The sequence below is a fragment of the Arthrobacter ginkgonis genome (genome assembly GCF_039540195.1).
Taxonomy (GTDB): Bacteria; Actinomycetota; Actinomycetes; order Actinomycetales; family Micrococcaceae; genus Zafaria; species Zafaria ginkgonis.
The window spans coordinates 208,689-232,430 of sequence record NZ_BAABEO010000009.1; the positions used below are offsets into that span (position 1 = coordinate 208,689).

19 protein-coding genes are annotated in these 23,742 nt (G+C 70.7%); 12 read left to right on the forward strand and 7 right to left on the reverse strand.

The genetic code is table 11. The features are described from left to right. Nucleotides 1-55: 55 nt before the first annotated feature. From ABD912_RS07565 to ABD912_RS07580, 4 genes are all read right to left on the reverse strand, one after another. Complete coding sequence (locus ABD912_RS07565; RefSeq protein ID WP_345149739.1) at nucleotides 56-1,888, reverse strand: ABC transporter ATP-binding protein; 1,833 nt, start codon at nucleotides 1,886-1,888, stop codon at nucleotides 56-58. Further along, nucleotides 1,875-3,707, reverse strand: coding sequence for an ABC transporter ATP-binding protein (locus tag ABD912_RS07570; protein WP_345149741.1), 1,833 nt, complete (start codon nucleotides 3,705-3,707; stop codon nucleotides 1,875-1,877). Before ABD912_RS07570 ends, ABD912_RS07565 begins: the two co-directional genes overlap by 14 nt. 56 nt (nucleotides 3,708-3,763) lie before the next feature. Beyond that, the gene (locus tag ABD912_RS07575) at nucleotides 3,764-4,429 is read right to left on the reverse strand and encodes an alpha/beta hydrolase family protein (protein WP_345149743.1); all 666 of its coding nucleotides are present in this window, start codon (nucleotides 4,427-4,429) and stop codon (nucleotides 3,764-3,766) included. A 98-nt stretch (nucleotides 4,430-4,527) separates the two neighbouring features. Further along, entirely contained in the window at nucleotides 4,528-5,442 is a 915-nt protein-coding gene (locus tag ABD912_RS07580; protein WP_345149745.1) for an NAD-dependent epimerase/dehydratase family protein, read from the reverse strand. 324 nt (nucleotides 5,443-5,766) lie between these two features. Between ABD912_RS07580 and ABD912_RS07585 the strand changes: the two genes are divergently transcribed. The 3 genes from ABD912_RS07585 to ABD912_RS07595 all read left to right on the forward strand — a co-directional run bounded on the left by ABD912_RS07585 (nucleotide 5,767) and on the right by ABD912_RS07595 (nucleotide 10,074). After that, nucleotides 5,767-8,406, forward strand: a complete 2,640-nt coding sequence (locus ABD912_RS07585) for a S8 family serine peptidase (RefSeq protein WP_345149747.1) — start codon at nucleotides 5,767-5,769, stop codon at nucleotides 8,404-8,406. An 89-nt stretch (nucleotides 8,407-8,495) separates the two neighbouring features. Next, a complete protein-coding gene (locus ABD912_RS07590) occupies nucleotides 8,496-8,882 on the forward strand; it encodes a VOC family protein (protein ID WP_345149749.1) in 387 nt (128 codons plus the stop codon). Between the two features lie 220 nt (nucleotides 8,883-9,102). Next, a complete protein-coding gene (locus tag ABD912_RS07595) occupies nucleotides 9,103-10,074 on the forward strand; it encodes a formylglycine-generating enzyme family protein (protein WP_345149750.1) in 972 nt (323 codons plus the stop codon). A 100-nt stretch (nucleotides 10,075-10,174) separates the two neighbouring features. Here the strand turns inward: ABD912_RS07595 and ABD912_RS07600 are convergent, their stop codons facing one another. Further along, nucleotides 10,175-10,804, reverse strand: a complete 630-nt coding sequence (locus ABD912_RS07600) for a TetR/AcrR family transcriptional regulator (RefSeq protein ID WP_345149751.1) — start codon at nucleotides 10,802-10,804, stop codon at nucleotides 10,175-10,177. Nucleotides 10,805-11,000: 196 nt separating this feature from the next. Here ABD912_RS07600 and ABD912_RS07605 point away from each other — a divergent pair, with 196 nt between their 5' ends. From ABD912_RS07605 to ABD912_RS07645, 9 genes are all read left to right on the forward strand, one after another. Then, entirely contained in the window at nucleotides 11,001-12,725 is a 1,725-nt protein-coding gene (locus ABD912_RS07605) for an amidohydrolase (protein WP_345149753.1), read from the forward strand. A 44-nt stretch (nucleotides 12,726-12,769) separates the two neighbouring features. Further along, the gene (locus tag ABD912_RS07610; protein ID WP_345149754.1) at nucleotides 12,770-13,762 is read left to right on the forward strand and encodes an ABC transporter substrate-binding protein; all 993 of its coding nucleotides are present in this window, start codon (nucleotides 12,770-12,772) and stop codon (nucleotides 13,760-13,762) included. Between the two features lie 29 nt (nucleotides 13,763-13,791). Next, the gene (locus ABD912_RS07615; RefSeq protein WP_345149755.1) at nucleotides 13,792-14,568 is read left to right on the forward strand and encodes an ABC transporter permease; all 777 of its coding nucleotides are present in this window, start codon (nucleotides 13,792-13,794) and stop codon (nucleotides 14,566-14,568) included. Then, the gene (locus ABD912_RS07620) at nucleotides 14,565-15,338 is read left to right on the forward strand and encodes an ABC transporter permease (protein WP_345149756.1); all 774 of its coding nucleotides are present in this window, start codon (nucleotides 14,565-14,567) and stop codon (nucleotides 15,336-15,338) included. The genes ABD912_RS07615 and ABD912_RS07620 overlap by 4 nt, the downstream gene beginning before the upstream one ends. Before the next feature lie 44 nt (nucleotides 15,339-15,382). After that, nucleotides 15,383-16,195, forward strand: coding sequence for an ABC transporter ATP-binding protein (locus ABD912_RS07625; RefSeq protein ID WP_345149757.1), 813 nt, complete (start codon nucleotides 15,383-15,385; stop codon nucleotides 16,193-16,195). After that, nucleotides 16,192-17,784 (forward strand): sulfatase family protein, encoded by a 1,593-nt coding sequence (locus ABD912_RS07630; RefSeq protein ID WP_345149758.1) that lies wholly within the window; start codon nucleotides 16,192-16,194, stop codon nucleotides 17,782-17,784. Before ABD912_RS07625 ends, ABD912_RS07630 begins: the two co-directional genes overlap by 4 nt. Nucleotides 17,785-18,065: 281 nt before the next feature. Further along, on the forward strand, nucleotides 18,066-19,766 hold the full coding sequence (locus ABD912_RS07635; RefSeq protein ID WP_345149759.1) for an FAD-dependent oxidoreductase: 1,701 nt from the start codon (nucleotides 18,066-18,068) through the stop codon (nucleotides 19,764-19,766). Beyond that, a complete protein-coding gene (locus tag ABD912_RS07640; RefSeq protein ID WP_345149760.1) occupies nucleotides 19,763-21,064 on the forward strand; it encodes a cytochrome P450 in 1,302 nt (433 codons plus the stop codon). The genes ABD912_RS07635 and ABD912_RS07640 overlap by 4 nt, the downstream gene beginning before the upstream one ends. Before the next feature lie 171 nt (nucleotides 21,065-21,235). Beyond that, the gene (locus ABD912_RS07645) at nucleotides 21,236-22,036 is read left to right on the forward strand and encodes a DUF4352 domain-containing protein (protein WP_345149762.1); all 801 of its coding nucleotides are present in this window, start codon (nucleotides 21,236-21,238) and stop codon (nucleotides 22,034-22,036) included. A 198-nt stretch (nucleotides 22,037-22,234) separates the two neighbouring features. On the opposite strand, the gene ABD912_RS07650 is transcribed toward ABD912_RS07645, so the two are convergent. Together ABD912_RS07650 and ABD912_RS07655 are read right to left on the reverse strand one after the other, a co-directional pair. Next, on the reverse strand, nucleotides 22,235-23,278 hold the full coding sequence (locus ABD912_RS07650; RefSeq protein WP_345149764.1) for an Ig-like domain-containing protein: 1,044 nt from the start codon (nucleotides 23,276-23,278) through the stop codon (nucleotides 22,235-22,237). Between the two features lie 221 nt (nucleotides 23,279-23,499). Next, nucleotides 23,500-23,670, reverse strand: coding sequence for a hypothetical protein (locus ABD912_RS07655; protein WP_345149765.1), 171 nt, complete (start codon nucleotides 23,668-23,670; stop codon nucleotides 23,500-23,502). Nucleotides 23,671-23,742 lie beyond the last annotated feature (72 nt).

Here is a 23,742-nt window from a genome sequence, read left to right on the forward strand (position 1 = left end):
CGATACTGCGCAGCTGCCTTAGGTTCAGCACCACGGAACCTAAGGCAGCTCCATGTCAGTGGCCGGCCGACCAGGCCCGCCACAGCCGGGCGTAGCTTCCGCCGCCCTCCACAAGCTCCTCGTGGGTCCCGTCCTCGACGATCCGGCCGCGCTCCATCACCAGGATCCGGTCCGCGTGGCGGGCCTGGCTGAGCCTGTGGGCGACGACGACGGCGGTGCGGCCCTCCGCGACCCGGTCCGCCGCGCGGGCCAGCGCCTCCGCCGAGGCGGAGCCGGCCTCGGCGGTCGCCTCGTCCAGCACCACGAGGGGTGCGTTGCTGAGCAGGGCCCGCGCCAGGGCCAGGTGCTGGGCCTGCTCGCCGGTGAGGGCGTGCCCGCCCTGCCCCACCGGGGTGTCCAACCCCTGCGGCAGCCCGTGGACCCAGCCGGCCCCGGCCTCGTCCACGGCCCGCAGCAGTTCCGCCTCGCCCACGGCTCCCGGCCCCAGCCTCAGGTTGTCCGCCACGGTCCCGGAGAAGACGTGCACCTCCTGGCTGACCAGCAGCGCCGTCGAACCCAGGACGCAGGCGCCGCCGCTCCACCGCACCGACCCGTGCTGCGGGTCCAGGCTGCCGGCGATGACCCGGGCCAGCGTGGTCTTCCCGGCACCGCTGGCCCCCACCAGCGCGACCGTGTGCCCGGCCTCGATGCGCAGGTCGAATCCGTCCAGGACCGGCCGCTGCGGGTCGTAGCCGGCGCGCACGTCCTCCAGAACCAGTCCGCCGGCACCATCGCCGGCAGCCGGCGCGGAGGTCCGCACCGGCGTCGTGCCCCGCCCGTCGTGCCCGCCGGAGCGGGCGACGCCGACCAGGCGGGCCAGCCCCGCCCCGGCCATCTGCAGCTCGTCCACGTTGGCCAGCAGCGCCCCGATCGGCCCGAAAAGCCGGTGGAAGAACAGCGCCGCCGCCGTCGCCGCCCCGACGCTCGCCTCGCCCGCGGAGACCAGGACGAAGCCCGTGGCCAGGATGGCGGACAGCCCCAGCAGTTCGGCCACGTTGAGCCGTCCGAAGAACCGGCTGCGCACCACCACGGCGCTCAGGGATAGGCTGACGGCGTGCAGCGAGGCTTCGGCGATGCGCCCCAGCGAAGACTCCACGGTGCCCAGCGAACGCACCGTCGCCGCTCCCGCGGCTGCCTCCAGGACGTGCTGCCCGCGTTCGGACTCGGCCACCCGCATCCGCCGGTACAGCGGTCCCGAGACCCTCAGGAAGCGTTGCAGCGCGAACCACTGCACCGGCACGCACAGCAGCGTGGCCAGGGCGAAGCGCGGATCGATCAGCGCCATGCCCGCCAGGGTCATCCCCACGGTGAACAGCGCGCCGAGGAAGGTCGGCAGGATCCCGCCGATGGCCTCGTTCACCGCCTCCACGTCCTGGGAGACGCGCGAGACCAGGTCTCCGGTGCCGGCGCGTTCGACCGTCTCCGGCGGCTGCGCGACGGCGGCCTCGAAGACCTCCTCGCGCAGGTCAGCGAGCGCGTGCTGGCCCACTACTGCCAGCAGGATGTCGCCGCCGGCGGTCAGTCCGGCGCCGAGCAGCGCCGCGCCCGCGAGCACCGCGGCGCCGAGGGCCAGCGGGGTGGCGGCATCGGACGCGTCGGTCGCGGCCACGACGTCCACCATCCAGCCGAGCGCCGCCGGCACCGCCAGCCCCGCGGCGGCCGCCGCGACCAGCACGACGCCGGCCGCGGCCACCAGCCACGGGCGCCGGCCAAAGAGCCGCACGGCGTAGCGCCACGTGGTCCGGCCGTCGGCGATCGGCAGCCGGTAGGGCGCGTGGTCCGAGGCGGCCGGGGTTGGTTTAGGAGCGAAGGTGGATTCCGGCGCGGGCGTGGTCTCAAGGGCGGACATGGGTGTCTCCGTCGGCGGTGGATTCAGTAGCGAGGGAGTCGGCGGCCGGCGCGTCGGACGCGGCCGGAGCGTGAGATGAGGCGGAAGGGCCGGACGGGCCGGGCGCGTGGAACCCTGCCGGCGGGTGCAGGACGGCGTCGCAGGCGCCCAGCAGCAGCGGGCTGGTGGTGATCAGCAGCAGTCCCGACGGACGGACGGACCGCAGGGCGGCGGCGATCCGCGCCTCCGTCACCGGATCGACGGCGCTGGCGGGCTCGTGCAGCACCAGCACCGGCTGCGGCTGGTGCAGCGCCCGGGCCAGCAGCAGGCGCTGGCGCTGGCCGCCGGAGAGCAGGCGGCCCTGTTCGCCGACCTCGGCCTCCAGCCCGCCCTGCAGGTGTTGCAGGACCTCGTCCGCGGCCGCGGCTTCGAGCAGTTCGGACCGGACCTCGCCGGCGCCGAGGTTGTGCCGGACGGAGCCGCTGAACACCGCCGCACCGTGTTCGGCGACAAACACGCGCCGGCGCAGTTCCTCCGGCGCCAGGGTGGTGGCATCGGAACCGAGGACATCCAGTTCACCGGGCACAGCCGGCAGTTCGCCGGAGAGCAGTCCGGCCAGGCGCTGCGCGGCGGCCCCGTCCACGGCGAGCCCGGTGATCCGGCCGGGGTGCAGGACGATCTCCCAAAGGGGGGCGGGTGCGGCCTCGGGCGCTGGTGCGGCGTCGATCCGCACGGCGAGCAGTGCCCCCTCGGTCCGGGCGTTGGGGTATGCGGAGGCTCCGGTGGCCACGCCGCCGTCCCCGGCCGGGGCGCCGACGGCCTCGGCCACCCGGCGTGCCGCGGCCCGCTTCTCGGCGAGGTCGGCCGCGAAGAACGCCATCCAGGACATGGGGTCCCGCACGAACTGGGCCAGTCCGACCACGGCCACGAGTTCGCCGACCGTGATGGTCCCGGCGAGCGCCTGGGTGGCCGCAACCCAGGCGATCCCGGCCAGGAACAGGCCGGAGAGGGACACCGTCACCGCGTTGAACAGCGCGTTCGAGCGTGCCCGCGTCATGGCTGCCGCCAGCGACCCGCGGCTTGCGTCCCGGTACCGCTGCGCCGCCACGCCGACGGCGCCGGCACCCTGCAGCACGCGCAACCCGGTCACCAGGTCCGTGGCCATCTGGGTGGCTTCCGCGGCGGCGGCCTGCTGCCGGTAGGTCCGCCGCTCCAGGGGGCGGGTGACAAGGTGCATGGCCGCCAGGAACAGGGCCGTGGCCGCGAGCACGCCCAGCCCCAGCGGCCAGGAGATCAACAGCAGCGCCACCGCAGAGGTGGCCAGGGCGGAGAATGCGGCCAACTGCCGCGCGACCGTCCAGGACAGCCCGGCCGTCATCGAGGTGTCGGAGGAGGCGATGCTCAGGATCCGTCCCGGCCCATGGGTGCGGGCCGGGCCGGGGGTGCGGACCACCCGGTCCAGGACCGCCTGCCGCAGGGAGTGCTCGCCGAAGCCGAAGACGCGCGTGTTCAGCCGGAATCCCATGCGCCAACTGGCCGTCAGCACCACGAACACCGCGGCGAGCCCGGCCAGGGACCATGCCATCGCCACCGGATTGCCGGGGGCGATCGCCCGGTCCACGGCCACACCGATCATCACCGGAACCAGTGCTTCGCACACCTGGTGCAGCATCAGGAGCGCGCCCGCGGCGGCCAGGCGCAGCCCGCGGCCCTCGCCGGTCAGGGCATGGCGCAGCGCCTGCCCCGCCGTCGCGATTGGGGGAACGGCAAGGGAGTCCGGGCCCGGCGCGGCGGTGCCGGCATCCGGGGCACGGGGGAAGGAAGGAAGCGTAAGGGGCACCTAACGACCGTACCCGGAGTCCGGGGGCGGCCTGCACCGGATCGGGTGGAAAACCGTCAGGCGCGGGCCGTCAGGAACTTCGCGACGGCCCCGGCCAGCGAGGCGCCGTCCTCCTCGGGAGAGCGCTTGGAGCGGGCGACGTGGAAGGAATGGTCCCCGCCCTCGAACCATTCGATGGCGGCGTTGTGGCCGATGCGTTCGGCGACCGGCTCCAGCTCCCCGGGCTGCGCGAAGGGATCGCGGGTGCCCTGCAGGAACAGCATCGGCAGGGTGAGCCCGTAGAGGTGTTCGTCGCGGAGCTTCTCCGGCTTGCCGGGGGCGTGCAGCGGATAGCCGAGGAACACCAGGCCGGCCGCGGGCATGCCCTCGGCCACGGCCATGGACGCCATGCGTCCGCCGAAGGACTTTCCGGCCGCCCACACCGGCCCGCCCTGGGCCAGCTCCCGGGCCGTCTCCATCGCGGCCCGCCAGGCGGCGATCGCCACCGGCGGGCGGTCGGGAAACTTCTTGCCGGCGGCCATGTAGGGGAAGTCGAAGCGCAGGGTGGCGGCGCCGGCGTCGTTCAGGGCCCGGGCGAAACCGGCCATAAAGGGGTGGTCCATGCCGGCCCCGGCCCCGTGGGCGAGGACGATCGTGGCGACCGGCTCCGCCGGGCGGGCGTAGCGGGCCGGGACCGTGGCCTCGCCGGTGTCGATGGGCAGCTCTGTCTCGGTGGTGGGCATGTCCCCAATCTAGGCCACGGCCGCCCCCGTCCCGGCTGCCCGCGCGCCCCGAAACGGCAGCGCAAGCAGGTCCAGGGCGAAATCGCCGGGGGCGGCTTCTACGGGTGGCGGACGCCCTGCCCGGCGAGCATGGCCCGGTACCCCTCGCGGTAGGTCGGGTATGCCAGCTCGAACCCGGTGCCGCGCAGCCGCGCGTTGGAGAGCCGGCGGTCCCCGCCGCGCCCGGGAGTCCCGGACGGGGAGGCGGTCCCGGAAGCGGGCGCCCCGCCGTCGTGCTCAACAGGCGCCGGTTCCGGCCCACCGGGCGCAGGCAAACCCAACTCAGCGGCCAGGAAGCCGAGCACGTCGCCGAGCTCCGCGGGTTCGTCGTCGGTACCGATGTAGACGGGGACGGGCGGGAGCTGCGCGTCCGCAACGGCGGTGGTCAGATGCACGATCGCCGCCGCGGCATCGTCCCGGTGGATCCGGTTGGTCGGCTGCGGGCGCCCCGGAAGCGCCGTGTTCCCGGCCCGGACCTGGTCGATCAGCCGGGTCCGGCCCGGCCCGTAGATCCCGGACAGGCGCAGCGCGATCCCGTCCGGCCGCCGCGCCCGCAGCAGTTCCTCGGCCTCGAGCAGGATCGTCCCGGTCGCGCTCGCCGGACGGGCGGGAGTGTCCTCGTCGACCCAGCCGCCGCCGGCATCCCCGTAGACCGCGGTGGAGGAGACGAAGAGGATCCGGCGCGGACGGACGCCGTCGCGCTCCAGCGCGTCCAGGACGTTCGCGACCCCGCCGACGTAGGTGGCCCGGTAGGCCTGCTCGGTGCGGTTGGGCGCCGCGGGGGTGATGACGACGACGTCGGTGTCCGCCGGCACGGCGGGCAGCTCACCAGTGAGGTCGGCGGCGACGCCGCGGATGGGGGCGGGAAGCTTTTCGGGGGAGCGGCGCCACCCGGTCACGGTGTGGCCCGCGGCGGCGAAGCGCAGCCCGGCCTCGGTGCCGAGGTCGCCGCAGCCTGCAATAAGGACGTGCATGGCACCACTCTATGGTGACGACCGTGTCCTTGATGCGCGGCACCTTCCCAGCCCCTTGGCGGCGGCTTTGCGGCGCTCTCCCAGTGGCTTTCCAGCAGTTTTTCAGCCCATTTTCGAGGCCTGCTGCGGAACGTGAGGGCGGCTGGCTTCCGTTCGGGGTATTTTTCGCAGCGAGTCAATTTCATAGCAGATGTGTTGGATTGCATTACCACGGATCCGCCTAACGTTGCTAGAATTGTGGAGGGAGTGCGGTGTCGGTGGCTCCCACCTGCCTGTGCGCCCGATGGTCAGCCTTCCGGCGCGCCCGATGCCAGAAAGCCGAACATGCCTCTGCTGCGTTCCCGCTTCCTTTCCGCGACCGCTTCCCTTGCCGCGGCTGCCCTGCTGGGCGCCACCGTGGCCGCCCCGGCGTCCGCCGCCTCCGCCGGTGACGGCAGCGGTGCCCAGGACATCGGAGTCCAGGACTCCCCGTTCTCTGCCGCCGCTCCCGCAGCCACCGCCGAAGCCGGCACGCCGGAGCCCGCCGCCGTCGACCGCTTCATCGTGAAGTTCACGGACGACGCCGGCCACAAGGCCGCCGACCGTGCCGACACCTACGAACAGCCCGCCGAGGAACTCGACACCGAGGTCCAAGAGGTGAGCGCCACCGCCAGCGGGGCGCGCGTCGTCACCACGGACCGGGAACTGGATGCCGCCGAAGCCGCGGACCTGGTCGCCGAACTGGAGGCCGACCCGGCAATCGAGTACGCCGAACCGGACCTGATCCTGAAGCCGGCGGCAACCGCGCCGAACGACACGCACTACGGGTACCAGTGGGACTTCTCCGATCCCGAGGCCGGCTCCGAGGCATTCGCCGGCATCAACGTGCCCGCCGCTTGGGACGTCTCCCGCGGCGACGGTGTGGTGGTGGCCGTGGTGGACAGCGGCATCACCGACCACGGCGACCTGGATGCCAACGTGCTGCCGGGCTACGACATGATCAGCCAGTCCGGAGTGCCCGCCTACGATTCCGTCGACCCGCGCGACGGAGACGGCCGCGACGCCGACCCGTCGGACGAGGGCGACTGGACCGGGGAGGAGCAGTGCGGTGAGGACGCCGAAGGCTCCGCCTCCTCCTGGCACGGCACCCACGTGGCAGGAACCATTGCCGCGGTGACGGGCAACGGAAAGGGCATTGCCGGCGTCGCACCGGAGGCCAAGATCCTCCCGGTGCGCGCACTGGGGTCCTGCGGCGGCTACGCGTCGGACATCAGCGACGCCATCATCTGGGCCTCCGGCGGCACCGTCCGTGACGAAGAGGGCGCCCCGATTGCGGCCCCCTCCACCCCTGCGGACGTGATCAACCTGTCCCTGGGTGGCTATGCGGAGTGCTCGGCCACCCTGCAGGGTGCCGTGGATGCCGCGGTCGCCGCCGGTTCCGTGGTGGTGGCCGCGGCCGGCAACGAAAGCATGGACGCCCGGTTGTCCTCTCCCGCGAACTGCGACCACGTCATCACGGTGGCCGCCAGCGGCCCCGATGGATCCCTGACCGGATACTCCAACTACGGGGAGGCGATCGACGTCACCGCACCCGGCGGCTCTTTCGATGCCGGCGATGAAGGCGGGATCCTTTCCACGACCAACTACGGAATGACGGATCCCGAGTACGGGGCTGACGGAGACGCCTACAGCTTCGCGGAGGGCACGTCCTCGGCCGCCCCGCACGTGTCCGGGGTGGTGGCCCTGCTCCTGGCCGCGCAGCCGTCGATGACCCCCGCGCAGGTGGAGGCGCGCCTGAAGGAAACGGTGCGTCCCCTCCCCGGAACCTGTGCCCTAGGGTGCGGTGCCGGGCTGGTGGATGCGGCCGCTGCCGTGGGCGTTGTGCCCGGCGAGGAGCCGGAGCCGACCGTGGTGGCCGGGACGCCGACCGTCAGCGACACCACGCCGGTGGTTGGCCAGAAGCTCACCGCACAGGCGGGAAATGGCTGGTCCCCGTCCGGCCTGTCCTTCACCTACCAGTGGAAGCGCGACGGCGCCCCGATCACGAATGCCACGGGTGCCGCCTACACCGCCGCCTCGGGTGACCTCGGCAAGAAATTGAGCGTGACGGTGACCGGCCGGATGGCCGGAGAACCGGCGGTCTTCGACTCCGCGACCTCGGCGGCCACCGCCGCCGTCGCCAAGGGCACGCTGACGGGCGCCATCCCCACGATCAGCGGCACCGCGAAGGTCGGCTCCACGCTCACGGCCAACGCCGGCACGTGGACCAGCGGCACCACCCTGGCGTACCAGTGGTACCGCTCGGGCCAACCGGTCAGCGGCGCCACCAAGTCCACCTACGGCCTTGCCGCGGCGGACGCCGGCCACGCCATCACGGTGAAGGTCACCGGGACCAAGAGCGGCTACACCACCCTGTCCCGCACCTCGGCGGCCACCGCCGCCATCGCCAAGGGCACGCTGACGGGCGCCGTCCCCACGATCAGTGGCACCGCGAAGGTCGGTTACACCCTCACGGCCAAGGCCGGTACCTGGACCACGGGCACCACCCTGGCGTACCAGTGGTACCGCGCCGGAAAGCCGATCACCGGTGCCACCAAGTCCACCTACAGCCTCGCCGCGGCGGACGCCGGCCAGCGGATCACGGTCAAGGTCACCGGGACCAAGAGCGGGTACACCACCCTTTCCCGCACCTCGGCATCCACCGCCGCCATCGCCAAGGGCACGCTGGGGACGGGGACCGTCACCGTCAGCGGCACCACCAAGGTCGGCTCCAAGCTCACGGCCAAGGCCGGTACCTGGACCACGGGCACCAAGCTGACGTACCAGTGGTACCGGTCGGGAACCAAGATCAAGGGCGCCACCAAGTCCACCTACAGCCTGGTGGCCACCGACCGGAAGGACACCATCAAGGTCCGGGTCACCGGCACCAAGACCGGCTACACCACGGTCAGCAAGTACTCCAAGGCCACCGCCAGCATCCGGTAGGTGACTCCGGGGCCCGCTCGCATCCCGGCGGTGCGGGCACCGGAACGGCCAAATTGCTCCCACCCTCACCGCTAACCAAGATGGGGACCATGGAAATCCTCTCCAGCCGCGTGCTGCTGCACCCCGTCGACCACCAGGCCACCCTTGCGTTCTACCGCGACATGCTGGGCCTGGGCATCGCCCGCGAGTTCGGCAACGACGACCACCCCGGCACGGTCTTCTTCCTCGGCACCGGACTGCTGGAGGTTTCCGGCAGCCGCCCGGCGGGGGAGCCCTCGTCGCTGATCCTGTGGCTGCAGGTCCGCGACGTCCACGCGGAACTGGAGCGCCTCGCCGACTTCGGCGTGACGGCCACCCGTGAGGCCCGTACCGAGCCGTGGGGCCTGATCGAGGGCTGGATCGAGGACCCTGACGGGACCCGGATCGTGCTGGTCCAGGTTCCCGCGGACCACCCGCTGCGCAGGGACCTGCGCTAGCCGGCAGGAGGGGCATCGCCGGCCGTCCCGCACGCGTTGGGGTTCATCCGCGCGCCGGTTGCCTGTCCACTGCGGTACCTTGGGGCTGGACCTATTGAGAAGGCACGAGAGGATCGAGAAGGCGCGGCCCGCTGCCGAAGCCTGACGACTCGCCCAGCCTGACGATTCGCGCCGGCCCGACGACGTGCCCGGGCCCGCCGCCCTGCCAGAGGAGAGAACCATGTCCTGCTGCGGAACCCCACCGCGTCCGGAATCCCACCCGGATGCCGCAGCGGCCGCCGCGCTGCCAGTCAGCGAAAATGCCCCCGGCGGAAATTTCGCAGGCGGGAACGCCGAAGCTCCTGCCCACGACGACGTGTTCCTGCCCGCGGCCCGTTTCCGGATGGGCGACCGGTTCGACGAGGGGTACGCGAAGGACGGGGAAACGCCCGTGCACGAGGTCCGCTTGGACCCCTTCCGTGTGGACGCCACCTCCGTGACCAACGCGCAGTTCGCCCGGTTCGTGGCCGCCACCGGCTACCGCACCGAATCCGAACTCTACGGTTCCTCGGCCGTCTTCCACCTGCAGGTGCAGGCGGGGCCGGAGGAGGTCCTGGGCCCGGTGCCCGGCACGCCCTGGTGGACGAACGTCCGCGGCGCCGATTGGGCCCACCCAGCCGGGCCGCTCTCCAGTTGGGAGCGGATCCCGGACCATCCGGTGGTCCAGGTGTCCTGGAACGATGCCCAGGCCTACTGCGGCTGGGCCGGGCGGCGGTTGCCCACCGAGGCCGAGTGGGAGTACGCCGCCCGTGGTGGCTTGGAGGGGAACCGGTACGCCTGGGGGAACGACCTGTACGGGCCCGCGGGGGAGCACCTGTGCAACATCTGGCAGGGCGAATTCCCCCGCGCCAACACAGTCGAGGACGGATACCTGGCCACGGCCCCGGTGCGCAGCTTCCCGGCGAACGGGTTCGGGTTGTACGAGGTTAGCGGCAACGTGTGGGAATGGTGCAGCGACTGGTTCCTGCCGAAGTACTACCGCAACGCGCCCGCGGACAACCCGCAGGGGCCGACCATCGGTCGCGGCCGCGTGATGCGCGGCGGGTCCTTCCTCTGCCACGACTCCTACTGCAACCGTTACCGGGTGGCCGCCCGCAGCTCCAACAGCCCGGAGTCGGCCAGCAGCAACTGCGGCTTCCGAACGGTCGTATAGCGCGGTCGCGTAGTCGGCAGGCTCGGGTAGCAGGCACGACGGCGGCGGCGTGGCCGACGCCGGTCCCTCGCCGGGGCGGCGGGGCCGGGTTGGCGAGGGCTCAGCTGGCCTGGGCGTCCGCGGAGTAGGTAAACGATCCGGCGACGGCCGAGGCCAGCATCTCCACCAGGGCCGCGGAACGCGCCGGGTCCGGATCGGCCAGGTGCTGCATACTGATGCCGTCGATCCCGGAAATGAACAGGCGCGCGGCCAGCTCCAGGTTGGCCGGAACCTCTTCGCCGGCGCCGACGGCCGCCGATTCGAAGAGCGCGCAGGTGGACTTCACCCAGCCCTCGTACATGGACCGGTTCATGGCCAGGGCCTTCGGCTGCTCGTCCGCATCCACCCGGAACCTGCGCAGCAGCAGCTCGAACGTCGTCACCTGCTCGTGCGGCTCGGCGAGCATACGCTCCCAGACGCGCCGGGCATGGGCGAGGACGACGGCCTTCAGCCCGGCGTCCGATGCCGCCACAGGCGGGAGGGACTGGGCGTAGTCGCGGCTGAGGTAGTAGTAGACCTCCTGCAGCAGCTCGTCCTTGCTGCGGAAGCAGTAGTGCAGGGAGGCGAGCGGGGCCTCGGCCTCGGCCGCGATCCGTCGCGTCGTCGCGGCGGCCAGCCCGTCCTGGGCAATCACCCGCGCCGCCGACCGAACGAACTGCAGCCGGCGCTCGGCTGTGGGTACTCGGGCCAATGCATTCACCTCCGTTGATCCCACTCATCCTAGTCGCGGACCCTGTTGAGCGCCGGTTTCCGGGGGTTTCCGGAGGGGCGCGGAGCGTGGAGACGGTGGGTAATAAGAATTTTACAGAAAAAAGATGGTCAGATGACCAAGTCATCCGACATACTTAGTCGAGCCAGTAATCCACATCACACCGAAGGGGCGTTCCATGAGCATCGGCAACCGCACCGCAACCACCGCCGACCTGGTCGTCGCGAACGGCACGCTGCCGGATGCCGTCGGCGCGGAGGCAGGGCGCGTGAACGTCGCCGTCGCCGCCGGTCGGATCCTGGCCGTGGGAGGGGAGGCCGTCCTGGCCTTGGCGGGCCCCGGCACCCGCGTCATCGACGCCGACGGCGGCGCCGTGCTGCCGGGCATCAACGACGCCCACCTGCACTTCATCGCCTCCTCCATGGTGCGGTTCGGCTACCTGCCCATCGGAACCGGCTCGGCTGGAAGTTGGGCCGAGGTCACCGGGACCATTGAGCGGACCCCCGCCGCGGCGGACGGGTGGATCCGGGCGCACGGCTGGGACGAGCTGGTGCTGGGCCCGGGCGGAGCGGAGGCCCTGCTCGACTGCCGCCCCGGGACCCCCGTGGTCGCTTTCGACCAGACCGGCCACCAGCTGCTGGCGAACCGCACGGCCCTGGACCTCGCCGGCATCACCGCCGCCACCCCGGACCCGGCCGGCGGCATCATCGAACGCCTGGCCGACGGTTCCCCCACGGGACGCCTGGTCGACGGGGCCATGGAACTCATCACGCGGGTGCTGCCCGACGTGCCGGCCGCCGTCCTGCGCGACGCCGCGCTGCGCTTCCAGGGCGTGCTGCACTCCCAGGGCATCACCTCGCTCACAGAGCCGGGGCTCGGCCCCGGCGCCGGCGGCCTGCTGGACGGCTCCTGCACCAGCGCCGCCTTGGAGATGCTCGGCGACATGGCCGCGGCGGGGGAGCTGACCCTGCGCATCAACGCCCTGCTCCTGTTCGCCGGCACCGGCGGCATCAGCGCGGACACCGTCCGCCGCGGGCTCGAATCCGGGCTGCACCGGACCTTTCGGGACCGCGGCATCGACGAGCACCTGCTGCGCATCGCGGGCGTAAAGGTCTTCGCGGACGGCACTCCGCGCAGCGGGACCGCCTGGATGACCAAGCCGTACGGCCACGCCTGCACCCACGGCTCGCTGGTGGTCGCCGGGGACACCGACGCCGAACGCGTGGCGGAACTGGACGAAATCATCCGCCTTGTCCACGACGCCGGCCTTCAGGCCGGGATCCACGCCACCGGCGACGCCGCCACCGAAGCCGCCGTCGGCGCCGTCGCCCGCGCCCAGGCGGCGCGGCCCGGACGGAACCGGCACTACATCATCCACGGGTCCTTCCCGTCCAACGACTTCCTCGGACAGCTGGCCGCCCACGACGTCGGCTACAGCACCAACCCGATGATCCGCTACGGCGGCGGCGACGCCCTGACCCGGATCCTGGGCCCGGAACGGTTCCGCCGGCACCAGCCGCTGCGCTCCGCGGCCCGCGCCGGGGTCCACTTCAACATCGCCTCGGACTCCCCGGTGACCACCACCGACTGGCGCCGGCCGGTTCTGGCCTCCGTCGCCCGCCACACCGCGGACCACCACGGGCCCGTCGACGACGGCGAAGGCCTGGACCTGCTGCAGGCCCTCGGCGCGATGACGTCGCAGCCGGCCTGGCAGGACCACGCCGAAACCTTCAAGGGCGCCGTGCGGCCCGGAATGGCCGCTGACCTCTGCGTCCTGGACGGCCCCTGGCCGGACGGGCGGGAGCCCGAGGCCCTGCTGGACCGCAATGTCGCCTGGACCGTCAGCGGCGGGCGGATCGTCCACGAGCCCGCGTCCGTCCCGGCCCCCAAGTTTTTCCCCTAATTACCGGCACTTCCCCCACACCCCACACAGCTCAAGGAGAGACCATGCGATTCCGACTTCCCATTGCCCTCGCCGCGGCCCTCGCGCTCGGCCTGACCGCCTGCAGTTCCAATGCACCCGCTCCGGCCTCCGGCACCGACGGCACCGCCACGCTGAAGGTGGGGACCATCGGCATCGCCTCCGATGCCGCCCTCCAGATGGCCATCGACAAGGGCTACTTCAAGGAAGAGGGCCTGAACGTCGAAACCAGCGTGGTGGCCAACCCGCCCGCCGGCGTCGCCGCGGCCCAGAGCGGTCAGTTGGACCTGACCTACAGCCCGTCGATCCCGATGCTGAACGCGATGAGCCAGAACGTGCCGCTGAAGGTCATCGCCGGGGCCGACGGCTACGCCGACGACGCCCGGGACCAGAAGGACCTGGGCAAGGTCGACGACACCGGCCTGTTCATCCCCAAGGGCAGCACCATCACCAACCCGAAGGACCTGGAGGGCAAGTCCGTCTCGGTGCCGGCCCGGAAGGCACAGATGGAGGTGACCGTCTCCAAGGTGGTCAAGGATGCTGGCGGCGATCCGTCCAAGATCAACTGGATGGTGCTGGACCCGGCCTCGGCGCTGCAGTCCCTGAACTCCCAGCGCGTGGACGCGGCGACGCTCATCGCCCCGTTCACGGCCCAGGCCGAGAGCCAGGGCAACGCCCGGCTGGCCTCGCCGGGCATCGAGTTCTTCGAGCAGGGGGCGGTGGGCCTGTGGGTGGCCGGCGCCAAGACCGCGGACGGCAAGAAGGATCAGATGGCCGCGTTCGCCCGGGCCATCAACAAGGCCAACGACTATGCCAACAAGCATCTCGGCGAAGCCCAGCAGGTCTCTTCCGAGCTGACCGGGGTGCCGCTGGAGACCATCCAGGGCGGCGCCATGACCTACTGGCCCACCGAGGTGCGGCTGGAGGACATCCAGCGGGTCAACAAGCAGTTGGTGGAACTGGGCTTCCTGGCCAAGGAAGTGCCGCTGGACCAGAGCCTGATCCTCACCGGGGAATAGCCCGTGTTCGATCCAGTGGGAGCTGAACCATGAAAAGAAATCTGAGGCAGATGCTGGCAAGTGCCGGCGGCATTGCCGCCGCCCTGGCCCTGTGGCAGGTCGTGGCCATCGGGCCGATGGCCGGCGGGCCGCTGCCCCCGGTCTCGCTGGTGCTCGCGCAGCTGGCCGGCCTGCTGGCTGGCGGGACGTTCTGGGCCGCGCTGGCCGAAACCCTGCTCATCGCGCTGGCCGGCCTGGCCGCGGCGGCCGTCGCCGGCGTCGTCCTCGGGGTGCTGATCGGCAGTTTCGAGCCGTTCCGGTACGCCACCCTGGCGGTGCTGGAGTTCCTCAAGCCGATTCCGCCGATCGTCATCCTGCCGCTGGTGGTGCTGGTCCTCGGCCCGACCACGCAGATGTCCTGGTTCCTGGTGTTCTTCGGCTGCGTGCTGCCGATCATCATGCAGACGGTGGCCGGGGTGCACGACGCCGATCCGGTCACCCTGGACACGGCCCGCTCCTACGGGCTGGGGCGGGTGGAAATCCTGGGCCGGGTCACCCTGCCCTCGGCCATGCCGTTCATCGGCACCGCCATGCGGGTCGCCGCGCCCGGCGCCCTGGTCATCACCGTGGTGGCCGGGCTGCTCGGCGGGGGCCCGGGCCTGGGCCTGAGCATCTACCAGGCCCAGGCCGGCGGCGACTATCCCACCCTGTACGCCTACGTCGTCGTCCTGGGCTTGCTCGGCCTGGCCTTCCAAGGTGCCAGCCGGCTGGCCGAGGGCCGCCTGCTCCACTGGCACGCGTCCTACCGTGAGGTGCTTCCTGCATGAACCGCAAACTGGCCAACTGGATCCTCGGAGTTGGAACGCCCCTGCTGGTCGTGGCCATCTGGTGGGTGGCCTCGGAGAACTCCACCAGCGCCTTCTTCCCGCCGCTGGACGCGATCCTGGAGCGTTTCCAGGCGCTGTGGCTGTTCGACCACTTCGGTTCGGACGTGATGCTCAGCCTGCGGAACCTGGTGATCGGCTACGCGCTGGCGACGGTGATCGGCGTCGTACTGGGCTTCGTCACCGCCCTGGTGCCGGTGGTCCGCTGGGCGCTGGACCCGCTGATCCATTTCTTCCGCGGCATCCCGCCGGTGGCGCTGGTGCCCATCTTCATCTCGCTGATCGGGTTCGGGATCGAAATGCGCCTGGTCAGCATCACGCTGGCGGCCGTGTTCCCCACCCTGATCGCCACCGTGGACGGCATCCGCAGCGTCGACTCCACGCTGAAGGATGTCAGCCAGGTGTACCGGCTGACGCGCGCCGAGAAGCTGGCGCAGGTCTACCTGCCCGCCGCCGGTCCGCAGATCGCCTCCGGCATGCAGGTCAGCCTCCAGGTGGCGTTCATCGTGATGATCGCCTCCGAGATGCTCGGTTCCTCGCAGGGCATCGGGGCCATGACCCTGCTGGCCCAGCAGAGCTTCATGACCGCGGACATGTGGGCCGGGATCCTGCTGCTGGGGGTCATCGGCTTCGGCGCCAACCTGGCCTTCGAAGCCATCAAGAACAACGTCCTGGCCTGGTACGTGGGCTCGAAGCGGCTGGCCCGCTCATGAACCACGTCCTGGCCCCGCACCGCCACCCCGGCATGGAGAACCCAATGGAACTGCAGAACAACCCGGCGACCCTCGACGCGCCCGCGGCCCAGTCGCGGCTGGAAGTCAGCGGACTGTCCAAGACCTACGGCAGCGGCCCGAACGCCAAGTGCGTGATCGAGGACCTCACCTTCACCGTCAACAAGCGCGAGGTGGTGTGCATCGTCGGCCCATCCGGCGTCGGCAAGACCACGCTGCTCAAGTGCCTGGCCGGCCTGCAGCCGGCCACCTCCGGAACCGCGGCCATCGACGGGCGAACCATCGACGGGCCGCCGCCGGAAATGGCCCTGGTGTTCCAGGACTACAGCCGCTCTCTCATGCCGTGGCTGACCGTCCGGAAGAACGTCAGGCTGCCGCTGCGCCACCTGCGCCTTCCCGCGCAGGAGATGAACGAGCGCATCGACACGGCGCTGGCCGCCGTCGGACTCTCCCACGCGGCCAGCCAGTACCCCTGGCAGCTCTCCGGCGGCATGCAGCAGCGCGTGGCGATCGCCCGTGCGCTGGCCTACCGGCCGGAAATCCTGATCATGGACGAGCCCTTCGCCTCCGTGGACGCGCAGACCCGCTTCGAGCTCGAGGACCTGTGCCTGAAGATCCGCGACGACTTCGGCATGACCATCCTGGTGGTCACCCACGACATCGATGAGGCCGTCTACCTCTCCGACCGCGTGGTGGTCCTGGGCGCCAAGCCCGCCCGCGTGCTGGACGTCGTCGACATCGAACTGCCCGCGCCCCGGGACCAGATCTCCACGCGTTCGCTGCCCGAGTTCGCCGAGCAGCGCACCTCCGTGCTGTCCATGATCAGGAAGCCCGCATGAGCGCCGCAAAGCCGAAGAACGTACTGGTCTTCATCGCGGACCAGCTGCGGGCCGACCACCTGGGGTTCGCCGGCAACACCGTGGTGCGGACCCCCCACCTGGACCGGCTGGCCGCCGAAAGCATGGTCTTCACCGACGCCACCGTCACCAACCCGACCTGCATGCCCAACCGGGCCAGCCTGCTGACCGGCCGGTGGCCCTCCGCCCACGGCACCCGGTGCAACGGCATCACCATGGACCCGGACGCCAGCAACCTGGTCCGGACGCTCTCCTGCGGCGGCTACCTGACGACGGCGGTGGGCAAGCTGCACCACCAGAACATGGGGTGGGGGTTCGAGCCGGTCCAGCTGGCCGAGATCGAGGCGACCGACCCGCTGCTGGTGGACGCGCGGGCCTCCGACGCCCGCGCACGGCCGCGCACCCCGGGGTGGGACAAGTGGGAGGACAAGGCCGCCCACGACGAGCAATTCATTCCGCTGCCCCGGGACTACTACGGCTACGGCCACGTGGACCTGGTGATCGGCCACGGGGACCGCCCCGGGGGCCACTACGTCCACTGGGCGCGGGAACGGGGCGTGGACCCGCTGACCGTCGGCGGCGCGGAGAACGCGCCGCGGCGGCTGGAAAGCTGGGACCAGGTGTACCAGACCGGCATTCCCGCGGACCTGCATCCCAGCGCCTACGTCGGCGAGCGCGCTGCCGGGCACCTGGCCGGGTTCGCCGAGGCGGGGGAGCCGTTCTTCATGTTCGTCTCCTTCCCGGACCCGCACCATCCGTACTCCCCGCCGGAGGGGTACGCCGACATGTACTCCCCGGACGAGGTCCAGTTGCCGGTCGGTTTCTACCAGGACCACGCCCAGTCCCCGCCGCACATCCGCCACATGCTCGAACGCCGCGGGGAGCCCAACGAGGACCCCACGATGACCTTCGCCGCGGACGAGGCCCAGTTCCGCCAGGCGCTGGCGGCGCAGTACGGGCTGATCACCCTGATGGACGAGCAGATCGGCCGGGTCCTGGCCGCGCTGGAGGAGAACGGGCTGGCGGAGGACACGATCGTGGTCTTCACCAGCGACCACGGCGACCTGTTCGGGGACCACGGGCTGATGCTCAAGCACTTCAGCCACTACCGTGCGGTGACCAACGTGCCGCTGGCCATCAGGGTCCCGGGCCTGGCCGCGGGCACCTCCGACGCCCTGGTTTCCACGGCGGACCTGGCCCCGACCCTGCTCGACCTGACGGGCACGCCCCGGTACCGCGGCATCCAGGGCCTCTCCCTGGTGCCCCTACTGGAGGGGGAGGCCGAGTCCGTGCGGGAGGCCCTCATCATCGAAGAGGACCAGCCGTTCGGGTTGCCCGGCCTGCCCGGACCCGTCCGCACCCGTTCGGTGCTGACCCGGCAGGGCCGGCTGACCAGGTACTTCGGCACGGAGGTCACCGAGCTCTACGATCACGGGGTGGACCGCGAGGAGCTGAACAACGTGGCGGGGCAGGAGAAGTTCAAGGAACTCCAGGACGCCCTGACCGTGGCGATGCTGGAGGGCATGGCCGAGTTGGCGGACGAGGGGATCGCGCCGACCGCGGCGGCCTGACGGCTGCCGCCGGGTGCGTAGCGGAGCGGGCCCCGAACCTCGGGGCCGCTCTGCCTGCGGAGAGCCGGCAACGCGTGCGCGATCCGTGTCGATTGGGGGTGCCCAAACCGGCGCGGATCGCGCACGCGTTCGGGCTTGGGCCCGCCCTTCCTCCCGCGCGGGGCGCGAGCCTAGACTCGAACCACCTCACTCCACCAGGACCCTTCATTAGGACCCGGAAGCCCTTGGGGCGCCACAGGAGACGGCGCGCACCGGCCCAGGGCCCGCGGAAGAAGCCCCTCATGAGACTCGTCGTCGACCTCACGAAGTGCCAGGGCTACGGGCAGTGCGCCTTTCTGGCCCCGGACGTCTTCACCATGAGCGGGGACGAGGCGCTGGCCTACGACCCCAACCCCGACGACGCACAGCGCAGGGCCGTGCTGCGCGCTGCCGCAGCCTGCCCCGTCCAGGCCATCCAGCTCGACCGGAGCAGCCAGTTCGATCAGGCCAGCCAGCCCGACCGGACCAGCCAGCCCGAACCGGCGGCGGATCCCCACAGACCGGGGCTGTCCGGCGAACCGGCGGCGGACCCGGCCTCAAGCGCCGACGGAAGCGCCGACGGGTTCAAGCGGACCGGGCGGATCGTCGTCGTCGGCGCCTCGCTGGCGGGGCTGCGGGCCGCGGAACGGCTGCGGGAGGAGGGGTTCGCCGGGCAACTGACCCTGGTCGGGGACGAACGGCACGAGCCCTACGACCGGCCGCCGCTGTCCAAGCAGGTCCCGGCCGGGCACATACCTCCCGAAGGCACCGCGCTGCCCCAGCGGCGGGAGATCGACGCCGACTGGCGGCTGGGCGTCGCTGCCACCGGACTGGACGTGGCCGGCAAGCAGGTCCACTTGGCCGACGGCACCCGGATCGGCTTCGACAAGGTGCTGATCGCTACCGGCGTGCGGGCCCGCCCGTGGCCCCACCCCGAGCAGGCAGCGCTGGAGGGCGTGCTCACCCTGCGCACCCGTGAGGACGGGGCCCGGCTGCAAGAACTGCTCGCGGCACGGCCCCGCCGGGTGCTGGTCATCGGCGGAGGCTTCATCGGCTCCGAGGTCGCCTCGGTGTGCCGGGAACTCGGCCTGCCGGTGACCGTGGCCGAATCGGGGCCCGCGCCGCTGGGATCGGCGCTGGGCGGGATGGTCGGCGCCATCGCGGGGGAGATCCAGCGGGAGAACGGCGTCGACCTGCGCTGCGGGGTCCGCGTCACCGCCCTGGAGGGCGACGGCGGCGGGCGGCTCCGACGCGCCCGCCTGTCCGACGGGACCGTGCTCGAGGTCGACGTGGCCGTGGCCGCCCTGGGCGTGGTCCGCAACGTCGAATGGCTGGCCGGCTCCGGGCTGGCCAGTGGCCCCTGGGGCGTGGCGTGCGACGCCGGCTGCCGGGTCATCGACGCGAACGGGCTGGTCATGGACAACATCTTCGTTGCCGGCGACGTTGCCCGCGCGCCGCAGCCGATGTTCGGCTACCAGTTCCTGGCCATCGAGCACTGGGGCAACGTGGTTTCCCAGGCCGAGGTGGCGGCGCACAACATGGTCAGCGGCGAGGCCGAGCGGTGGCCCCACCTGGAGGTGCCGAAGTTCTGGTCCATCCAGTTCGGCACCGAAATCAAGAGCGTGGGGGTGGCCTCCGTGGCCGACGAAGTGGTCATTGCCCAAGGGTCGGTGGAGCAGCGCCGCTTCCTGGCGGTCTACGGCTCCAAGGGGCGGATCGTGGCGGCGGTCGCCTTCAACCAGAACAAGTGGGTGGAATTCTACGAGCCGCTCATCGAGCGGGCCGCGCCCTTCCCGCCGTCGTTCGAAACGGTCGACGAACCCACCCGGCAGCAGCCCGTCCCGGCGGGGTTCCGTGCCCTGGCCCGCCTGACCCAGGACGCGACCGTCGTCGTGACCGGGCACGATCCCGGCGAACGCCGCGCCACCCTGACACCGATGGACGCAAAGGAGCCCCGGCCATGAAGCAGCCACCTTCCAAGGAAGAGCAGGGCCTCTGGGAACAGATCCTGGACTATTCGAACCGGGCCAACCCCTACCCGCTCTACGCGCAGCTGCGCAGCGCCCCGGTGACCAAGCTGGCTGACGACTCCTACCTGGTGAGCACCTACGCGGAGATCCTCTCGCTGCTGCACGATCCGCGGGTCAGCTCCGATCCGCGGCGGAACCCTCAGGCGCTGGCGGCTGCCGCGGCCGCCGCTGGCGCTCCGGGCGCGGCGGACGAGGCAAGCCCCGAGGAGGTGTCCGAGGCCTCCCAAAGCTTCCTGCTCAGGGACCCGCCCGACCACGACCGGCTGCGCCGGCTGACGATGCGCCACTTCGGGCCGCCGAACGCTCCCCGGCGCGTCACGGACCTGGAACCCCGGATGCTCGAAATCGTCACCGAACTGATCGATGACATGGAGGGCAGAAGCCGGGTCGACCTCGTGGAGGACCTGGCCTACCCCTTCCCGGTCTCGGTGATCTGCGAACTGCTGGGGGTTCCCGCCGAGGACAAGCCCCGGTTCCGGGTCTGGGTGGACAGGCTCCTGGAATCCACGGACCCCAACCTGGATGCGGAAACGCGGATGCAGCGGCAGCGGGAGGCGGGCCAGGACCTGAACGCCTACATGGGCGAACTGGTGGCGGCCCACCAGAAGGATCCGGGTGGCGACATGCTTTCGGCCATGGCCACCGACGACGGCCCCGAAGGGCGGATGGACACCGAGGAGCTGGTGAGCGTGGGCCTGCTGCTGCTCATCGCCGGCCACGAAACCACCGTCAACCTCATTTCCAACGGGGCACTGACCCTGCTGCGCCACCCCGAGATGCTCCAGCGCCTGCGTGCGGAGCCGGATCTGGCCATCCCGATGGTGGAGGAGCTGCTGCGCTACGAGCCGCCGGTGCACTTCGTCCCCTTCCGAACGGCCATCGACGACATCGACATCGCCGGAACCACCATTCCCAAGGGCTCCGCGATCACCCTTGCCCTCGCCGCCGGCAACCGCGACCCGCGCCACGTCGCCGATCCTGACCGCTTCATCCCCGACCGGCCGAACAACGCCCACCTCGGCTTCGGCAGCGGCATCCACATTTGCTTCGGTGCGCCGCTGGCCCGGCTGGAGGCCCAGACCGCGCTGACCGAATTCGCCCGCCGGCTGGAAAACCCCCGGTTGGTCGAGGACCCGCCGCCGTACCGGCTGAGTCCGCTGCTGCGGGGGCCCAAGCACCTGGAGGCCGACATCGACGGCGTGCTGGCCGCCGACCATTCCGGGGCGCCCTAGTCTGCGGCCACCACGTGAGGTTTGCCGGAACCCAACCTGTCGGACCACGTCTGTAGCGTCCTCTTCTGGATCCACGAATTCGCACTCTGGATCCGCAGGATCCGAAGAGTCGGTTCCTTGTCACTCGTTCCGTTCCCGGCGCTCTGGGAACGACTGCATCATGGGGGAAACATGACCAACCAGACCGCACAAGTACCCGCGCCCCAAGCTGGGCCGACACCCAAGACCGGCGCCGGCAAGGGCCTCGGCATTGCCGCGCTCGTTATCGCAATCGTCGCCCTGCTGCTCAGCTGGGTTCCGATCATCAACAACTTCGCCGCGTTCCTGGGCTTCGTCTCCCTGGTCCTCGGCATCGTTTCGCTGGTAATCGCCGCGAAGCGCCACGGCGGCAAGGGCCTGGGCATCGCCGCCTCGGTCATCTCGGTCGTCGCGATCGTTCTTGTCTTCGTCACTCAGGCCGCTTACGTGAAGGCCATTGACGACATCGCCGCAGCGGTGGAGGACGGCTCCGACGGCGAGCGTGCCGCCACCGAAGAGGTCCAGGAGGCGGCCGCCGCTGAATCGCTCGCTCTGGGGACCAGCGCCGAGGTCGGCGAGTACAGCGTCACCGTCAACAGCGTGAACCTTGCGGCCGATAAGGCGATCGCCGCGGCCAACGACTTCAACGAGCCAGCCGAGGGCCAGTATGTGCTGGCGGAGCTGACCGTCGAATACACGGCCTCTGAGGAGGGCGACCCCTGGATCGACCTCAACCCCGAACTTGTCGGCTCCGACGCCCGCATCTACAGCACTACCTCCTGCTCGGCGGTCGTTGAGCAGCCCGGCATGGACGTACCGACCCTGACCAGCGGTGGCACTGGAACCTACGAGGTCTGCTTCGACGTACCGGAGGCCGCCGTGGCCGACGCCAAGATCCGTGTTAGCGAGACGATCTCCTTCACCGACGCCGCCGCGATCTGGGCGACGAATTAACCGTCGCAGGTCCCCGTTCCCCTCACTGCGTTGGGGAATCCGGTAACCGCTGAAGTGGCCGCCGCATCTGTTTAGGATGCGGCGGCCGCTTCATTTTGAGATCAGGCGGTGTGCCCCGACCGGCACGTCCCGCAAGACGCAATCGGCTAAGCAGTCTTACAAAGGCCGAGGAATCGTCCCGGACCGTGTGGTGTTCCGTCAGGATGCGGGGATGGCCTGCTTCAGGATGGCCGGGGCGTAGCGTGTGTCGCCGATGTATTTGACGCTGACTCTGGGATTCGATGCCCAAATTGTTTGCTCAGCCACGCCATTGACGAGCCTAACGGGCAGCCCGGACTTGTCGTCGCCGTCGTAGAACTGCACGTACCCGGTCGGAGTGCGTCCGCCGGGCTCTGTGGCTCGAACGGTGGCAGACACCGTGGACGAGAATCCATTTTCCGACTGGTCAATCGTGAAGGATCCTGTGGCTGCCGCCGCCCAGACTGGGGGCCTGACGGTGAGGAGAAAGGGCCTCGATGCGGACGACTCATAGTGAATGAAGGGTTCGAAAGCGGCGGTGATCTTGTGCGTCCCGATGGGCAGGTAGCCAATCGTCAGGGAAGCATCCCATCCCCTAGACCCGGGCCTGCTGATTCCTTCGCCGATCCATTCCCCGTCCGCAAAGAACTGGATATGTCCGTCCGAATACCCGGTTAGGGGCCGGCCCGTGGAGGTGGTGACCTGCGCCCTGAGGGTGATCGGCTCGCTGACGGTGGTTGTGCGCTTGTTCACCTTCAAGGTGGTCTTGGTGTCAGGCCCGGACCAAACATCATAGGAGATCGTTTGCTTAATTGGCTTGTAGAACTTGTCCCCTGAATAGGTGACGGTGTAGTAGCGTTTCCCGACCTTGACCGGAGTGATGTACGGCCGGATCTCAGCTTCATCCCCGGTGAGGTTCAGGACGTACGGTTTCGCGCCCCGCTCGTGCAGGGTCAGGGTGAACGTTCCGGTCGGCCCGGATGGAGCATCCGCCGGAATGTCGGTGGTGAACCAGTTAATGACCTCGACCGGGTTGCCAACATAGGCCCAGGCGGGCTCGTCCAAATATGACAGGAGAGTCGCTTGGATCCGGTCGTCCGCCTTTTTTGAACCGGCCTGCGAGGGAGCGGCCGGTGCCACGGTGAATGCGGCTGCCAAGGCCAAGATGAGGGCAAGGACGAGCGGGAGCCGGCGTCCGGCCCCTCGCGCAGCGGTTGGTTGCATCAGTTCTCCTTCACAACGGTGCGTTGATGAAGTCCCCCAGAACCTCCTGCGGGCAGCGGGTGCCCATGCGCCTGACAATATCGGCCGAAGGATGGCTGCAATACCGCCACAAGGCGTGGATCGCCATATCCCCGGAAAGTACGGTAGCCGGGCTCCCTCGGGGCGTGGAAGCAGGACAGAATCCGGGCAATCCCTGCCCTGTGAATGCGGCGCCGACCCGGTTAAAATCCGTCCCCGGGATTGGACCCGTTCCCCGGCGGCAGTTGCGGCACGCAGGCGCCGGAGCCCAGCACTGCCAGCCCGGCGCGGTCCCCGTCCTGCAGTTCCGTCACGCTGTTCGGGCCGCCATACATGCGATGCGTCGAGCCGTCGACGTGGCCTAGGCCCAGCACGTGCCCGTTTCCTTGACGGTTGCGCTGCCGCCCGAGGATGGCTTTAGACCATACTCGGGCGGCAGCGGGCAT

Bases quoted from the DNA above. Each gene is read 5' to 3' on its own strand.
- ABD912_RS07565 (WP_345149739.1), bottom strand. From the start codon at position 1,888: ATGTCCGCCCTTGAGACCACGCCCGCGCCGGAATCCACCTTCGCTCCT.
- ABD912_RS07575 (WP_345149743.1), bottom strand. From the start codon at position 4,429: ATGCCCACCACCGAGACAGAGCTGCCCATCGACACCGGCGAGGCCACG.
- ABD912_RS07580 (WP_345149745.1), bottom strand. From the start codon at position 5,442: ATGCACGTCCTTATTGCAGGCTGCGGCGACCTCGGCACCGAGGCCGGG.
- ABD912_RS07585 (WP_345149747.1), top strand. From the start codon at position 5,767: ATGCCTCTGCTGCGTTCCCGCTTCCTTTCCGCGACCGCTTCCCTTGCC.
- ABD912_RS07590 (WP_345149749.1), top strand. From the start codon at position 8,496: ATGGAAATCCTCTCCAGCCGCGTGCTGCTGCACCCCGTCGACCACCAG.
- ABD912_RS07595 (WP_345149750.1), top strand. From the start codon at position 9,103: ATGTCCTGCTGCGGAACCCCACCGCGTCCGGAATCCCACCCGGATGCC.
- ABD912_RS07605 (WP_345149753.1), top strand. From the start codon at position 11,001: ATGAGCATCGGCAACCGCACCGCAACCACCGCCGACCTGGTCGTCGCG.
- ABD912_RS07610 (WP_345149754.1), top strand. From the start codon at position 12,770: ATGCGATTCCGACTTCCCATTGCCCTCGCCGCGGCCCTCGCGCTCGGC.
- ABD912_RS07615 (WP_345149755.1), top strand. From the start codon at position 13,792: ATGAAAAGAAATCTGAGGCAGATGCTGGCAAGTGCCGGCGGCATTGCC.
- ABD912_RS07620 (WP_345149756.1), top strand. From the start codon at position 14,565: ATGAACCGCAAACTGGCCAACTGGATCCTCGGAGTTGGAACGCCCCTG.
- ABD912_RS07625 (WP_345149757.1), top strand. From the start codon at position 15,383: ATGGAACTGCAGAACAACCCGGCGACCCTCGACGCGCCCGCGGCCCAG.
- ABD912_RS07630 (WP_345149758.1), top strand. From the start codon at position 16,192: ATGAGCGCCGCAAAGCCGAAGAACGTACTGGTCTTCATCGCGGACCAG.
- ABD912_RS07635 (WP_345149759.1), top strand. From the start codon at position 18,066: ATGAGACTCGTCGTCGACCTCACGAAGTGCCAGGGCTACGGGCAGTGC.
- ABD912_RS07640 (WP_345149760.1), top strand. From the start codon at position 19,763: ATGAAGCAGCCACCTTCCAAGGAAGAGCAGGGCCTCTGGGAACAGATC.
- ABD912_RS07645 (WP_345149762.1), top strand. From the start codon at position 21,236: ATGACCAACCAGACCGCACAAGTACCCGCGCCCCAAGCTGGGCCGACA.
- ABD912_RS07650 (WP_345149764.1), bottom strand. From the start codon at position 23,278: ATGCAACCAACCGCTGCGCGAGGGGCCGGACGCCGGCTCCCGCTCGTC.